At 65.3% G+C, this 13,755-nt stretch carries 13 protein-coding genes, 1 other RNA gene and 1 pseudogene; 5 read left to right on the top strand and 10 right to left on the bottom strand.

Annotated elements, in window-relative coordinates; all coding sequences use genetic code 11:
• Positions 1 to 81 precede the first annotated feature (81 nt).
• Entirely contained in the window at positions 82 to 1,665 is a 1,584-nt protein-coding gene (gene tig, locus ACODS2_RS07140; protein WP_488998603.1) for a trigger factor, read from the top strand.
• Positions 1,666 to 1,856: 191 nt separating this feature from the next.
• Positions 1,857 to 2,585, top strand: coding sequence for a hypothetical protein (locus ACODS2_RS07135; RefSeq protein ID WP_488998189.1), 729 nt, complete (start codon positions 1,857 to 1,859; stop codon positions 2,583 to 2,585).
• A gap of 6 nt (positions 2,586 to 2,591) precedes the next feature.
• Here the strand turns inward: ACODS2_RS07135 and ACODS2_RS07130 are convergent, their stop codons facing one another.
• On the bottom strand, positions 2,592 to 4,088 hold the full coding sequence (locus ACODS2_RS07130) for an amidase (RefSeq protein WP_488998188.1): 1,497 nt from the start codon (positions 4,086 to 4,088) through the stop codon (positions 2,592 to 2,594).
• Between the two features lie 194 nt (positions 4,089 to 4,282).
• Between ACODS2_RS07130 and ACODS2_RS07125 the strand changes: the two genes are divergently transcribed.
• Together ACODS2_RS07125 and clpX are read left to right on the top strand one after the other, a co-directional pair.
• On the top strand, positions 4,283 to 4,993 hold the full coding sequence (locus ACODS2_RS07125; protein ID WP_488998187.1) for an ATP-dependent Clp protease proteolytic subunit: 711 nt from the start codon (positions 4,283 to 4,285) through the stop codon (positions 4,991 to 4,993).
• Between the two features lie 147 nt (positions 4,994 to 5,140).
• Complete coding sequence (gene clpX, locus ACODS2_RS07120) at positions 5,141 to 6,397, top strand: ATP-dependent Clp protease ATP-binding subunit ClpX (RefSeq protein WP_298164710.1); 1,257 nt, start codon at positions 5,141 to 5,143, stop codon at positions 6,395 to 6,397.
• Between the two features lie 70 nt (positions 6,398 to 6,467).
• Here the strand turns inward: clpX and ACODS2_RS07115 are convergent, their stop codons facing one another.
• From ACODS2_RS07115 to ACODS2_RS07075, 9 genes and pseudogenes are all read right to left on the bottom strand, one after another.
• On the bottom strand, positions 6,468 to 7,358 hold the full coding sequence (locus tag ACODS2_RS07115; RefSeq protein ID WP_488998186.1) for a hypothetical protein: 891 nt from the start codon (positions 7,356 to 7,358) through the stop codon (positions 6,468 to 6,470).
• A 139-nt stretch (positions 7,359 to 7,497) separates the two neighbouring features.
• On the bottom strand, positions 7,498 to 8,202 hold the full coding sequence (locus ACODS2_RS07110) for a superoxide dismutase (protein WP_488998185.1): 705 nt from the start codon (positions 8,200 to 8,202) through the stop codon (positions 7,498 to 7,500).
• Between the two features lie 135 nt (positions 8,203 to 8,337).
• A complete protein-coding gene (locus tag ACODS2_RS07105) occupies positions 8,338 to 8,517 on the bottom strand; it encodes a hypothetical protein (RefSeq protein WP_488998184.1) in 180 nt (59 codons plus the stop codon).
• 95 nt (positions 8,518 to 8,612) lie between these two features.
• Complete coding sequence (locus tag ACODS2_RS07100; RefSeq protein ID WP_488998183.1) at positions 8,613 to 9,599, bottom strand: cation diffusion facilitator family transporter; 987 nt, start codon at positions 9,597 to 9,599, stop codon at positions 8,613 to 8,615.
• A gap of 70 nt (positions 9,600 to 9,669) precedes the next feature.
• Positions 9,670 to 10,107, bottom strand: an RNA gene (gene rnpB / locus ACODS2_RS07095) — RNase P RNA component class A.
• Positions 10,108 to 10,114: 7 nt separating this feature from the next.
• A complete protein-coding gene (locus ACODS2_RS07090) occupies positions 10,115 to 10,819 on the bottom strand; it encodes an N-acetylmuramoyl-L-alanine amidase (RefSeq protein WP_421837010.1) in 705 nt (234 codons plus the stop codon).
• Positions 10,820 to 10,840: 21 nt separating this feature from the next.
• Positions 10,841 to 11,497, bottom strand: a complete 657-nt coding sequence (locus tag ACODS2_RS07085) for a histidine phosphotransferase family protein (protein ID WP_488998182.1) — start codon at positions 11,495 to 11,497, stop codon at positions 10,841 to 10,843.
• 143 nt (positions 11,498 to 11,640) lie between these two features.
• Positions 11,641 to 12,042, bottom strand: a complete 402-nt coding sequence (locus ACODS2_RS07080; protein ID WP_488998602.1) for a Mov34/MPN/PAD-1 family protein — start codon at positions 12,040 to 12,042, stop codon at positions 11,641 to 11,643.
• A 228-nt stretch (positions 12,043 to 12,270) separates the two neighbouring features.
• Positions 12,271 to 12,480, bottom strand: a pseudogene (locus ACODS2_RS07075) (GIY-YIG nuclease family protein); the annotation flags it as partial.
• Positions 12,481 to 12,672: 192 nt separating this feature from the next.
• Between ACODS2_RS07075 and ACODS2_RS07070 the strand changes: the two are divergent.
• Positions 12,673 to 13,626 (top strand): RluA family pseudouridine synthase, encoded by a 954-nt coding sequence (locus ACODS2_RS07070; protein ID WP_488998181.1) that lies wholly within the window; start codon positions 12,673 to 12,675, stop codon positions 13,624 to 13,626.
• Positions 13,627 to 13,755: the final 129 nt, after the last annotated feature.

The raw sequence follows: 13,755 nt of genomic DNA, 5'->3' as shown, positions 1-13,755 counted from the left end.
TACCATTCCCATGGTGCGGCCAGAATTGTTGATGAAGCCCGCATGGGCACCACGACGTCGTACGAGAAAGTTGGATCACAGATGCAGATCGTCGAAACCAGCAACGAGGGCCTCAAGCGCGCCTATGCCCTGACCATCGCCGCGAATGATATCGCCGCGCTTGTCGAGGGTGAGGTCAAGAAGATCACGCCGCAGGTCCGCATGCCCGGCTTCCGCCCCGGCAAGGTGCCTGCCAATCTCGTGCGCAAGATGCATGGGCCCGCGCTGCACCAGCAGGCGCTGGAAACCTCGATCCGCGAGGCGATGGACAAGCTCGTCGCCGAAAAGGGCCTGCGCCCCGCGACCCAGCCCGACGTCTCGCTGGCCGAGGGCTATGAGGAAGGCAAGGACGCCGAGCTCACCGTCGCGCTCGAAGTGCTGCCCGAGATCACCGCGCCCGCCATCGACGGCATCAAGCTGGAACGCCTGATCGTCGAAGTGAGCGATGCCGAAGTGGATGAGGCCGTTGGCCGCATCGCGCAGGGGCAGAAGCGCTACAACGACGCGCCCGAGGGCACTGTGGCCGCCGATGGCGATCAGCTGATCATCGACTTTGCAGGGTCGGTCGACGGCGTTGCCTTCGATGGCGGCACTGCCACCGATCAGCCGCTCGAGCTTGGCTCGGGCCGCTTCATCCCCGGCTTCGAAGAGCAGCTGGTCGGCGTGAAGGCGGGCGATGAGCGCACCATCACCGTGACTTTCCCGGCTGATTATCCGGCCGAGAACCTTGCCGGCAAGGACGCCCAGTTCGCGTGCACCGTGAAGGCGGTCAAGCAGGCCGCTGAATTCACCGCGGACGACGATTTCGCCAAGTCGCTCGGCCTCGAGAGCATCGAGCAGCTGCGCGGCCTGATCAAGGGCCAGATCGAGCAGGAAAACGGCGGCCTCACGCGCACCGCGATGAAGCGCTCGCTGCTCGATCAGCTCGCCGCCGGCCACGATTTCGCGGTTCCGCCCTCGATGGTGGAAGCCGAGTTCGCGCAGATCTGGCAGCAGCTGACCACCGAAGCGGCCAAGGAAGAAGATCCCGCCGCCGCACTGGCCGAGATCGAGGGCGAGAAGGACGATTACCGCAAGATCGCCGAGCGCCGCGTGCGTCTGGGCCTGCTGCTTTCCGAAATCGGCCAGGCCAACGGCGTGCAGGTCAATGCGAACGAAATGGAAATGCTGATGCGCCAGGCCGCGCAGCAGTACCGCGAGCAGGACCGCCAGCGCTTCATCGACTACATCCGTTCGGATGCGCTCGCCGCTGCCCAGCTGCGCGCGCCGCTCTATGAGGACAAGGTCGTCGACTTCCTGTTCGACAAGGCCGAAGTGACCGAGCGCAGCGTGACCCGCGAGGAACTGCAGGCAGTGATCGAAGCCGACGAGACCGGCAAGCCTGCTGAGGCCGCGCCTGCCAAGGCGGCGCCGAAGAAGGCGGCCAAGAAGGCGAAGACTGAAGTCGCGGAAGAGGCTCCGGCCGAGGAAGCGGCTCCGGCTGAAGCCGAAGCGAAGCCCGCCAAGAAGGCTCCGGCGAAGAAGAAGGCTGCTGAGGAAGCCCCGGCCGCCGAAGCTGCTCCGGCCGAAGAAGCGCCTGCTCCCAAGAAGAAGGCCCCGGCCAAGAAGAAGGCCGCTGACGCCTGATTCCAGCCGCAAGGCATTGAAAACGCAGAAGGGCGCTCCGGCAACGGGGCGCCCTTCTTGCATGTGGGCGGCATCCGTATTCGCCCGCAATTGACCCCACGAATCGGTGCATGAGACATTCGGGCAGGATCGGCTCCTGGGAGGGACACCCGATGCATACCGTTCGCAATCGCTTAGCTTCGCGGCCTCCGGTGGCTGTGCCCCCTGCGGCCCTGCCAAAAGTACCCAGCCTTGCCGCCAAGCGGCACGATACGGCATATATCGGGCGCGGCTCGATGGCCGTGCCACTGGTCATTCAGGATGAAAGCGGCCTGATCGAGGAGCGTCCGCAGAAGCGGCGCAATGCCAAGGGCAAGAAAGCGCGCAAGGCCGCCGCGCGGCTCGCTTCTGCCCGAGAAGCCCAAGCGCTGGTGGAACCCGCAGGGTACGGCGTCGCCGTCCCGACGCGGCGTGCCAAGCCGCCCGCGAAAAAGGGCAAGGCGCGTCCGAAGCCTCCCGAGGTTCCCCGCCCCGAGCAGCTTCCCGCCATCCCCGCCGCGAATGCGGTGCGAGGGACCTACAGTTCGCCGGTCAAGCTGCTCGCCGCACCGCCACCAACCCTGCCCGTTCGGTCTGAGCCGCGAGTCGAAACGCTTGCAGAGCCCATCAAACCCGTGGTCGCGCTAGAGCCAGGAACGGCCCCGGCGCTGGCCGAAACGCCGCTGCCGCGCGCACGGGCGCTGGTTCCGGCGCGGCGGCAGGGGCTGATCGACGTGATCGCCTTCCTGCTGCGCGACTCCGGGCGGCGGCTGGCGCGCTGGTCGGCACGCCGCCACAAGACCCGCGCCGAACACGCCGCGCTGCGCCAGGCTGAAGCGCAGCAGATCAATCTGCAGCGCGAACTGGAGGCGCTCGACGCGCTGCGGCGCGCGGAAGTCTAGACGGCTTTACTCCCCCCAGCGCTTCAGCGAGGGCTTGGGCACCGGAACCGTCCGCGCGCGTTCGTAGGCCGCGCCGGCTTCAAGCACGCGCTTGTCGTCCCACTTGGTGCCCATGAACGAGAGGCCCATCGGCAGCCCCTCGACCGCGCCCATCGGCACGGTGAGGTGCGGATAGCCCGCAATTGCCGCGAGGCTGCCCATGCCGACATCGATGCTGTGGTCGCCGGTAACAAGGTCGATCGCCCAGGCGGGCGGCGCGGTGGGGGCGATCAGGAACGAGACGCGGTTCTCCGCCAGCAGCTTGTCGATGCCTTCCACGCCGGCAAGGCGCAGCGAATTGGCGCGCGCCTTCCTGTAGACCGCTGTGTCGGTCATCGCCTCGGCTTCTTCGAACTCGTTCTGCCCGAACCACTTCAGTTCTTCGGGGTGCGCCTTGTTGAAGGCGATCGCATCGGCCAGCGTGCGCGCGGGCGGCGTATCCTTGAACGAGGACGCGGGCACCGACTGGAGATAGGCGGCAAGATCGGTGCGCAGCTCGTAGAGCAGCACGGTGTATTCATCGCGGCCCATCTCTTCTGGCGGGGTGTAATCGACATCGACTAGCGTGGCGCCCGCGGCCTTGAGATCGGCGAGGGCCTTCTCGAACAGGGCAATCACCTTGGGGTTGTTCCCCACGGCCCGCCGCAGCACGCCGAGCCGCACGCCCTTGAGGCTGGCGGCGGAAAGATCGGCGGAAAAATCGGTCTTGTGCGCGTCCGCTTCGGCGGTGGCCGGGTCGGCGGGGTCGCTGCCGGCCATCGCGGTGAGCATCAGCGCGGCATCGCGCACGCTCGTCGTCATCGGGCCGACGGTATCCTGGCTGTGGCTGATCGGCACGACATGGGTGCGGCTGATCATGCCGACGGTGGGCTTGAAGCCGACAATGCCGCCCAGTGAGGCGGGGCAGGTGATCGAGCCGTCGGTCTCGCTGCCGATCGCGCCCCAGGCCATGCCGGCGGCAATCGCCGCGCCGCTGCCCGAGGAGGAGCCGCAGGGCGAGCGATCCAGCGCATGGGGATTGCGCGTCTGCCCGCCGACCGCGCTCCACCCGCTGGAGGACTGGCCCGAACGCATGTTGGCCCATTCGGAGAGGTTGGTCTTGCCGAGCACGACGACGCCTGCCGCACGCAGCCCGATCATGAAGGGTGCATCGCGGCCGGCGCGGTTGTCCTTGAGCAACAGGCTGCCCGCTGTGGTCGGCATGGGATCGGCGGTCTCGACGTTGTCCTTGACGAGGATAACCTTGCCTGCGAGCGGCCCGGCAACGCCCTTCGCGGCGGCTTCGGCCTTTGCGGCATCAGGATTGAGCGCGATCACGGCGTTGATCTTCGGCCCCGCCTTGTCGAGCGCCTTGATGCGCGCGAGATAGGTGGCGACGCTTTCCTGCGCATGGGAAGCGCTGCCGGGGAGCGCTGTCGCGGCAAGCAGAACGGCGGAAACGGACTTGGCGGCACGGCGGAACATGGATCACCCCCTGATGAATTTGTCAGGAAGCTGCGGCCAAGCTTGACGCCGCGCAAGCGCATCGATGGGCAAACAAGGCGGATTTTGCCGATATTGCACCACTTTTCATGGCTGACAGCGCGGATGCGCGGTTAACGCCCTTGAACATCCCGTCGTGGCACGCGACATAGGCCCTGCACATCCAAGAGGACACTATGCTCGATCTTTATGGCGGCCACGGCGCATCGGCTTACGGAAACCAGGGTAAATTCAGCCACGATCCCATCACCGGGGCGCTCGTTCCGGTTGTGGTCGAGCAGACCAGCCGGGGTGAACGCAGCTTCGACATCTTCTCGCGCCTGCTGCGCGAACGCATCGTGTTCGTGACGGGCGAGATCGAGGACAACATGGCTTCGCTGATCGTGGCGCAGCTGCTGTTCCTCGAATCCGAGAACCCGTCGAAGGACATCGCCATGTACATCAACTCGCCCGGCGGCGTGGTGACGGCGGGTCTCGCGATCTACGATACCATGCAGTACATCCGCCCGCGCGTTTCGACCGTGTGCATCGGACAGGCTGCCTCGATGGGCAGCTTCCTGCTCGCTGCGGGTGAGCCGGGCATGCGCATCGCGCTCCCCAATGCCCGCATCATGGTCCACCAGCCTTCGGGCGGCGCGCGCGGCATGGCCTCCGACATCGAGATCCAGGCGCGCGAGATTCTGCGCATGCGTGCGCGGATGAACGACCTCTACGTCAAGTTCACCGGCCGCACGCTCGCGGAAATCGAGAAGGCGATGGACCGTGACACGTTCCTCGAAGCCGACGAAGCACTGAAGTTCGGACTCGTCGACAAGGTGTACGAATCGCGTCCAGAAGGTGACCAGATGGGCGGCGAAGAAGGTTCAGGCGGCGCGCCATCGGCATGATTTCGGCCTGATCCCAGCATTTTGCCCTAAAATGGCAGGGTGCTGGATCAGGATTTGTTCGCTATTTTCGTGTCCGGTTGATTAATGCCCTCCGGGTAGTAGGATAACCGGGCCCGCCCCTCGTGGAGGGGCGTCTGGGATGTAAGAATGACCAAGCTTTCCGGATCGGATACCAAGAGCACGCTGTACTGCAGTTTCTGCGGCAAGTCGCAGCACGAAGTGCGCAAGCTCATCGCCGGCCCCACCGTGTTCATCTGCGATGAATGCGTGGAACTGTGCAATGACATCATCCGCGAAGAGACCAAGGCTGGTCTCGCCGGAAAGAAGGATGGCGGCGTACCGACACCGCGCGATATCTTCGTGACACTGAACGACTATGTGATCGGTCAGGACCGCGCGAAGCGTGTGCTCTCGGTCGCGGTGCACAACCACTACAAGCGCCTCAAGCACAGCGGCAAGGGCGGCGATGTAGAGCTGTCGAAGTCGAACATCCTGCTCGTCGGGCCGACCGGCTCGGGCAAGACGCTGCTCGCGCAGACGCTGGCCAAGACCTTCGACGTGCCCTTCACGATGGCCGATGCGACGACGCTGACCGAAGCCGGCTATGTGGGTGAGGATGTCGAGAACATCATCCTCAAGCTGCTGCAGGCGAGCGACTACAATGTCGAAAAGGCGCAGCACGGCATCGTCTACATCGACGAGATCGACAAGATCAGCCGCAAGGCCGAGAACCCCTCGATCACGCGCGACGTTTCGGGCGAAGGCGTGCAGCAGGCACTGCTCAAGCTGATGGAAGGCACCACGGCTTCGGTGCCGCCGCAGGGCGGGCGCAAGCATCCGCAGCAGGAATTCCTGCAGGTGGACACGACCAACATCCTGTTCATCTGCGGCGGTGCGTTTGCCGGCCTTGAAAAGATCATCTCGGACCGCCTGCAGAAGCGCTCGATCGGCTTCGGCGCGCATGTCGCGGATCCGGACAAGCGCAAGGTAGGCGAACTGCTCCAGAAGGCGGAGCCGGAAGACCTCCTCAAGTTCGGCCTGATCCCCGAATTCGTCGGTCGTCTGCCGGTGATTGCCACGCTGAATGACCTCGATATCGAGGCGCTGGTCAAGATCCTGCGCGAGCCCAAGAACGCGCTGATCAAGCAGTACCAGAAGCTGTTCGACCTCGAAGACGTGCAGTTGACCTTCACTGATGACGCGCTTGAAGCGATTGCCAAGCGCGCCATCGAACGCAAGACCGGCGCGCGCGGCCTGCGCTCGATCGTTGAAGGGCTGCTGCTTGATACGATGTTCGATCTGCCGACGCTGGAAGGCGTGACCGAAGTGGTGGTCGACAAGGATGTCGTCGACGGCCGCAAGGAGCCGGTTCAGGTTCTGAAGGGCAAGGAAGAAGCGGCCTGAGCAAGGCACCGCTTCGGAACTGAAACAAAGCGGGCCCGGAAGCGCACTTCCGGGCCCGTTTCCTTGGGCTTCACCCCACCTTGCGGCTGACCTTGACCGCTAGCCCGCAGTGGTCCGTCACGGTCACCGCGCCAGAGGACTGGGAAAGATAGACCGGTCCGGCCTCCAGATTGATCGTCGTGGTGTTGTAGACCGCGACATCGAACATCTTCGAGCCCGCGCTGTTGGTTCCCCCCTGCTTGACGTTCCAGTTATCAAAAGGGGAGACCACGGTGCTGGTGTGCGCGTTGGCAAAGCCCTGGGGCAGGGCATTCTGGGTGAAATTGCTGGAACTCTGGTTGGTATCGCCGATCACCAGATCAATCGGGCCGCTTCCGATCGTGACGAGGTGGTTGTTGAGCTGGGCGTAGAAGTCCTGCACTTTCGCCGCGTTGGTCGCGATGGCGTTCGGCACATGGACGAATAGCACGGAAAGACCATTGATCGAGTAGATCACGAAGCCCAGCCCCTCGGCCAGCAGCTTGATCTGCCCCGCGACGCCAGCCTGAGCGAATGCCGTGAAGCATTGGCATGCCTTGGCATTGCCGGTGACATTCGCGAGCAGACCCGAACTCTGGCGGAGGCCTGCGAAGTCGGCATTGCTCACATCGAGTTCGCCGCACACGAGCAGGTCTGGCATCGTGCCGATGGCGCGGTAGATGTTCTGATAGATCAGCGCGATCTGCGTGCCGAAGGCGACCTGGGTCGGTGCGCCGCCCAGCGCCTGGATCGGGCGCAGATTCGCCGGCCCTTCAACGGGCAGGGAGAACTCGCTATCGAGTGAAGGCAGGACGAGCGCTTGATGCCCGGCGCCGGCCACCCGCCGCGCCGCAGCGCGGGTCAACGGCTGCTGCCACATCGAGGCGAGGCCGTGCGTCGTGCTCGAATTGGCGTTGAACGACTGGTAGGCGATTACCGGCATGTCCGCTCCCATAGAGACCACGAGTTACAGCTGCAGATTACCCCGTCGAGGTGCCGAGACAAGCTTGCGCAAGTCGGCCCGGTATGCACCGGGCTTCGCTGCCCAAACTGCGCCGCGCTATTCTCGTGGAGGACTCCTATCACCCCGCCAATTTGGCAAACCGTGCGTCTGCCGCGCCCCATGTCGCGGCGGCCATGAAGGCGTCGACATAGGCGGCGGCCTTCGCGCCGTAGTCCATGGCATAGGCGTGTTCGTACATGTCCATGGCAAGGATCGGGGTGCCGCCGGCGAGGGTCTGGGTGTGGTCGCTCGCCCACTGGTTGGTGAGGCGGCCATCGTGCGGGGACCATTGCAGCAGCACCCAGCCCGAGCCGCCGCCGAGCGCCTTGCCCATCGCGGAGAATTCCGCGGCCCAGCGGCTGAAGCTGCCGAAATCGCGCTCGATTGCAGCGCCGAGCTTGGCCCCCGGCTTGCCGCCGCTTCCGAGGCACGAGAAATACACTTCGTGGAGGAGCATCGAGTTCCACGCGATGAGTTCCTCGCGCTTCAGGCCGTTGAGCATGAAGCCGGGAGCGGTGGCCATGTCGAGCTTCGCCAGTTCGCCCTTGATGGCGCCGATGCGCTTCACCGCGCTGACATAGTTGTTGTCGTGATGGCTGGTGAGGAGCTTGGCGGAAAGGCCGGGGATCGTGGCGGGATCGAAGGGCAGCGGCGCCGGGGCGGGCGCGAAGACCGGGCCCGAGGGAGCGGGAGGCGCGGCGGCGGTCTGTGCGGCGGCTGGGATAGCTCCGGCCGCGGCAGCGGTCATGGCAGCGGTAAGGGCGGTGCGGCGATCGATCTGCATGGGGTGCGACTCCTTGAACTGGCTTCGGCCATTGTGGTCAGGAAATCAGCGCTGTCCATCTGCCGGGAAGGCAGGTCGCAAAAAGGGGGCGGTGGCCGTGTCCGGCCGCCGCCCCCTTTTTGTGAGTCCCTGCGATCAGTTGGGCCGCGAGCTGGCGTCGGTCAGCACGATCTTGCCGCTGGCCACCGTGAAGCCTGAGGCAGGAGCGGTGCCGGGGACGATAATCGCAGCGAGGCCAGAAGCCAGGGCAGTGGCGGCAATAGCGGCGGCGGCGGCCATCGAAATGCTGGCAATCTTCAATTCCGTACGAAGCATATCGATTCCCCTCAGGAGCGCTCTTGGCAGCGCTATAGGGGTCATCGATGGTCGCGCGCAGGCACCCCTAAGGGCCAAATGGCTGGTGCGTCAGTTTAGCGTCCGTTTCCGCAGCCATGGTGGGCAAGTTCGGCAAGATCGGTGGTCTCGATCTGCACCGTGGCGTGGCAGATCGCGAAGCGCTGGGCGAGCGTTTGGGATAGGTCGTGCAGGAAGGCATCCCCCGGGTGGCCGCCGGGCATCACGAGATGCGCGGTCATCGCGGTTTCGGTGGTGCTCATCGGCCAGATGTGAAGGTCGTGGACCGCGCTGACGCCCGGCATAGCGGCAAGGTGGTGTTCGACGGCGTGCCCATCGACCGAGGCCGGAACGCCGTGGAGGCCCATCTTGAGCGAATCCTTGGCAAGGCCCCAGGTGCCCCACGCGATCACGCCGACGATCGCCAGGCTGGTAACGGGATCGATCCACCACGCGCCGGTGAGTGCGATCAGCGCGCCAGCCACGACCACGCCGGCGGAAACCGCTGCGTCCGACGCCATGTGGAGATAGGCGCCGCGAATGTTGATGTCGTGCTCGCGCCCGCGCAGGAAGAGCAGCGCGGTGAGCGTGTTGATCGCGATGCCGATCCCCGCAACGACCATGACCGGGCCGGCTGCGACGGGTTCCGGCGCGATCAGGCGGTGGATCGTCTCGACGAGGATCGCGCCGAGCGCCAGCATCAGCAGCGCGGCGTTGAACAGGGCGGCGAGGATCGAGCTCGATTTGTAGCCATACGTGAAGCGCGACGAAGGCGGGCGCGCGGCGAGCACGCTGGCCGCCCAGGCGACGGCAAGGCTCAGCACGTCCGAGAGGTTGTGCCCCGCATCGGCGACGAGCGCCATCGAGCCTGCGGCAATACCGTAGCCCGCCTCGATCAGGACGAAGCCGCTGTTGAGCACGATACCGATGGCAAAGGCGCGGCCGAAGCTGGCGGGGGCGTGGCTGTGCCCGTGGCCATGCGAGTGCGCATGGCTGTGCCCGTGACCATGCGTGCTCGCATGGCTGTGGTCGTGACCATGGTGATGGTGGTGCGCGCCGGACATGCGCCGCTTCCTAGCGCCTTCATGGCGGGTAGGAAAACGCTTTGATTGCAGTACCCGAATTGGGGCCCGAATTGCCAGGGGGCCTGTAAGCCGGGTTCTGTGGCGCGGACGGTATCCCACTTGTGGACCGTATCCGCGTCGGCAGCCATTCCTCTAGGCGGCCCGTTGCCGGGCGCGCTCAAGCGACCAACCCGGACTGCTGGCCCGAAACAGGCCTGCTCCGTAAAGGAGCGCGCAGTCCCTATTCGGTCTTGCTCCAGGTGGGGTTTGCCTTGCCGCTTCTGTTACCAGTCGCGCGGTGCGCTCTTGCCGCACCCTTTCACCCTTGCTGCCCCCCATGTCTTTCAACACGCTGGGTTAGCGGTCTGCTCTCTGTGGCACTTTCCCTGAAGTTTCCCTCGGCGGGCGTTACCCGCCACCCTTGTTTCGTGGAGCCCGGACTTTCCTCGGTCCCGCCACCCTTCGACAAGCTCAGGATGAGCGGGAACGCGGCTGCCCGGCCCCCTGGCGAGGGGTCACCTAGCACGCCCGGTGTCGCGTTCCAACAAAAGCTCGAACAGCAGTGCGCCGATCTGTCCGTCGATTTCGCCATCGATGCGCGCGGGGCGCCAGCGGCGCTGGAAGGCGCGGACGGCGGCTTCGGGATCGGTGATGTCATACCCGAAACGCTCTAGCGCGAGGTAGAAGGCGCTTGGGTTGTCGTAGATCAGGCGCATGGTGAGCTGCGGTTTGGGCAGCGTGATGCGGTACCGCGCGAGGAGGTCCCAGGGGAACAGCTCGCCCGGATCCTGCTTGCGCGCCGGAGCGACGTCCGAATGGCCGACGACATTGGCGCGGGGAATATCGTGGCGCTTCACGATATCGGCGAGCAGCGGGATCAGCGCTTCCATCTGCGCTTCGGGGAACGGGCGGTAGCCGAATTCGTGGCCGGGATTGACGAGCTCGATCCCGATGCTGGCCGAGTTCACGTCGGTTTCGCCGCGCCAGTAGGACCGGCCCGCATGCCAGGCGCGCTTGGCTTCATCGACGAGGCGGATGACGGTGCCATCCTCGTCGATCATGTAGTGCGCCGAAACTTCGGCCGCCGGATCGCACAGCCTTTCGAGCGCTTCGGCGGCGGTGCGCATGCCGGTGTAGTGCAGGACCACCATGGAGACGCGCGATTTGCGCTCGTTCCAGTTGGGCGAGGGAACCTCGCGGTGGACCAGCCAGCGGTTCATGGCAGATCAGGCCCCGACACTTCAGGCAGACACGGGCAGCATGGCCCCCATGACGAGAGCCTCGGGCGTGGCGTGATACTGGATCGTGCCGCCGAGGCCATCGACCAGCTGGCGCAGCATGGCGGCGGGCGCGGTGCGGCTGGAGAGTTCCTCGCCCGAGAGCGCGCCTTCGAGCGCGAGGCCGACGTTGCGATCGAACACGACGCGGGCACCGGTCGCGCGGATCACGATCTCGCTGCAGGGCTTTGCGCCATCCGTCCTGAGTTCGGCCGCGATATCGAGCGTGCCGCCGCGCACCAGCGCCTCGATCCCGATGAGTGCGAGGTTGAGCAGCGTTTTGACCGCAGGCTTGGGCAGGCTGTCTCCGGCGAGCGCCCAGTTGGCCTGGATGCGCCCGTTGTTGCCGACCAGCGCATCGATGAGCGCGCGCGGCTCGGCAAGCGGGACCATCTCACCGAAGCCACCAGCGGCGCCGAAGGCGAGGCGGAAGAAGCGCAGCTTGTCGGCGGAAATGCGTGCGCTCTGCTCAAGCAGCTCGAAGCATTTCTGGCGCATCTCGGGGTCCTTCTCCTCGGCGAGGAGTTCAAGACCATTCGTGAGCGCGCCGACGGGGGAGAGCATGTCGTGGCACAGGCGCGAGCAGAGCAGGCTGGCGAGATCGAGCGAATCGGTGTTCATGTTCAGAATTCAGGCCTTTTCGCTGAATAAGTTGACACAGTTGACACAGTCCTGAGGGAAACCTGCGCTGCCCGGGATGGGGCCCTGCCGCAGCGGTCGCGAAGCACACAAGGAAGGGTCGGGCGTGACGTCACCAACCTGCCTTAACTCTCCTTGATCGCGTAGGAAAGCGCTTCGAACCCTGATGGCGCATCGCGCCACAAGCTGACCGCGCCGGCAGCGGCGATGGCCCAGATCCGGCCATCGCCCGAGGCACTGGCAGCATCGGTGGCGGAAGGGCGGGCAAGGCCGTTCGGATGCGAGTGGAAATAGCCGATCAGCTGCGGCCCGCCCGAAGCCTTGACCGCCCGCGCCGCCTTGTGCGCGGCGATGAGCGCGGCGGGATCGATCTCGAAATGGCGGGTGGGTTCGGGGTGGACATTGGTGGCGGGCTGGGCGGTTTCGATGTGGTTTCCGGAGCCGAAGAGGAGGCCGCAGGCTTCGTGGGGCGCGGCCTGTGCGGCGGCGGCGAGGATGGCGGCGTGGGCCCGTGGGGTGAGGGTCATTCGTTGTGTCGCTGACGCTGTGATTGGTGGTTCGCCCTTCGACGGGCTCAGGATGAGCTCACCACGAGCGGTTTCCTTGTTGCCTGGGTCCGGCATATCAATCGAGTTCACATCCCCACCCCGCTCATCCTGAGCTTGTCGAAGGATGCTGGCGCTGCCTTGCCGATTGCGGGCCAGTTCTGACACCCGCATCCAATCGCCTGCGATCAGAGCCTCTTTCTTGGCTCTGCTCCAGCCTTTTAGCTTTCGTTCGGCAGCAAAGGCTTCGTCGCGGGTGGCGAAGCGTTCTGTCCAAACGAGAGTGACCGGGCTGCGGCGCGCAGTGTAGCCACCCAACATACCTGTCTGGTGCTGTCCTATGCGCTGCTCGAGGTTGTCCGTGTGGCCTACATAGTAAGAGCCATCGGAGCAGCGTAGCAGGTAAGCGTTAAAGTCCATGGTGCTGGGCTAGCGTGGTGCGCGGTGCTTCGACAAGCTCAGCACGAGCGGAATTCCTTAGCCAGATTGTCCGGATACTTGTGTAATCTCCTAACCCCGCTCATCCTGAGCTTGGTCGAAGGATGCTGGCGCTACGATGACCAGTGCCCCACCCTTGCCGCCCCGCCGCGCCGTTCCCATATCCAACCGACCATGGGGGCATGCGAGACCATCATCGAAGGGATCATCCCGACCGGCGGGCTGCGGCTCGACCGGGCGCTTGCCGATGTCTCCGGCCTCTCGCGCGAGCGGATCAAGGCGCTGCTGGACGATGGGCGCGTGGCGCTCGCCGGAAAGCCTGCCGGTCAGGCTTCGCTCAAGCCGGCGCAAGGCACGCCCTTCACCATCCGCGTGCCGGAGGCCGTACCGGCTGAAGCCGCGGCGCAGGATATTCCGCTCCGCGTGGTCCATGAGGACGCGCATCTCATCGTGATCGACAAGCCGGCGGGGCTGGTGGTGCATCCGGCGGCTGGGAACCTCGACGGGACGCTGGTCAACGCGCTGCTGCACCATTGCCGGGGCCAGCTTTCGGGTATCGGCGGCGTGGCGCGGCCGGGGATCGTGCACCGGATCGACAAGGATACCTCGGGGTTGCTGGTCGTCGCCAAGACCGATGCGGCGCACGAGGGGCTGGCGCGGCAGTTTGCCGACCATTCGATCCACCGCGTCTATCAGGCGGTGACGACAGGCGTGCCGGTGCCTGCGGCGGGCACGGTGCGCGGCGCGATCGGGCGCAGCGAGCGGGATCGCAAGAAGATGGCGCTGGTCGCTGACGGGCGCGGCAAGCATGCCGTCACGCATTACCGCACGATCGAGATTCTGCAGGGCGCCGCGCTGATCGAGTGCCGGCTCGAGACCGGGCGAACCCACCAGGTGCGCGTTCACCTTGCATCAATCGGTCATGCGCTAGTGGGCGATCCAGTCTATGGACGCACGTCATCCCAGCATCGGCCCCTGCTTGCCCGGCTCGGCTTCGGCCGTCAGGCGCTCCACGCGGCCGAGCTTGGCTTCATCCATCCGGCGAGCGGCGAGTCGGTGCGCTTTGCCAGCCCGACGCCCGTCGATCTCAGGACGCTCATTATCGAACTGGGAGGGCATGGTGGCTGACGGCAGCCTATGGATAAAAGGTGCAATGCCCCAAAAACGCGCTGTATCGAATGGCGCTACGTGGGCGAATAGTTTTGCTGTGTGGCAAGACTCGGGGCTCTCCGATATACCGGAACAAGCCGCGAACGT

The sequence above is a fragment of the Novosphingobium sp. FG137 genome (assembly GCF_057809735.1).
Note: the sequence above shows the minus strand (reverse complement) of the source record. Positions and strands in the feature narration are given on the sequence as shown.

What these genes read in the sequence shown, in the direction of transcription:
- ACODS2_RS07130 (WP_488998188.1), bottom strand. Translation starts at nt 4,088, where the DNA reads ATGTTCCGCCGTGCCGCCAAGTCCGTTTCCGCCGTTCTGCTTGCCGCG.
- ACODS2_RS07085 (WP_488998182.1), bottom strand. Translation starts at nt 11,497, where the DNA reads ATGAACACCGATTCGCTCGATCTCGCCAGCCTGCTCTGCTCGCGCCTG.
- clpX (WP_298164710.1), top strand. Translation starts at nt 5,141, where the DNA reads ATGACCAAGCTTTCCGGATCGGATACCAAGAGCACGCTGTACTGCAGT.
- ACODS2_RS07115 (WP_488998186.1), bottom strand. Translation starts at nt 7,358, where the DNA reads ATGCCGGTAATCGCCTACCAGTCGTTCAACGCCAATTCGAGCACGACG.
- tig (WP_488998603.1), top strand. Translation starts at nt 82, where the DNA reads ATGCAGATCGTCGAAACCAGCAACGAGGGCCTCAAGCGCGCCTATGCC.
- ACODS2_RS07090 (WP_421837010.1), bottom strand. Translation starts at nt 10,819, where the DNA reads ATGAACCGCTGGCTGGTCCACCGCGAGGTTCCCTCGCCCAACTGGAAC.
- ACODS2_RS07100 (WP_488998183.1), bottom strand. Translation starts at nt 9,599, where the DNA reads ATGTCCGGCGCGCACCACCATCACCATGGTCACGACCACAGCCATGCG.
- ACODS2_RS07110 (WP_488998185.1), bottom strand. Translation starts at nt 8,202, where the DNA reads ATGCAGATCGATCGCCGCACCGCCCTTACCGCTGCCATGACCGCTGCC.
- ACODS2_RS07070 (WP_488998181.1), top strand. Translation starts at nt 12,673, where the DNA reads ATGGGGGCATGCGAGACCATCATCGAAGGGATCATCCCGACCGGCGGG.
- ACODS2_RS07125 (WP_488998187.1), top strand. Translation starts at nt 4,283, where the DNA reads ATGCTCGATCTTTATGGCGGCCACGGCGCATCGGCTTACGGAAACCAG.
- ACODS2_RS07105 (WP_488998184.1), bottom strand. Translation starts at nt 8,517, where the DNA reads ATGCTTCGTACGGAATTGAAGATTGCCAGCATTTCGATGGCCGCCGCC.
- ACODS2_RS07080 (WP_488998602.1), bottom strand. Translation starts at nt 12,042, where the DNA reads ATGACCCTCACCCCACGGGCCCACGCCGCCATCCTCGCCGCCGCCGCA.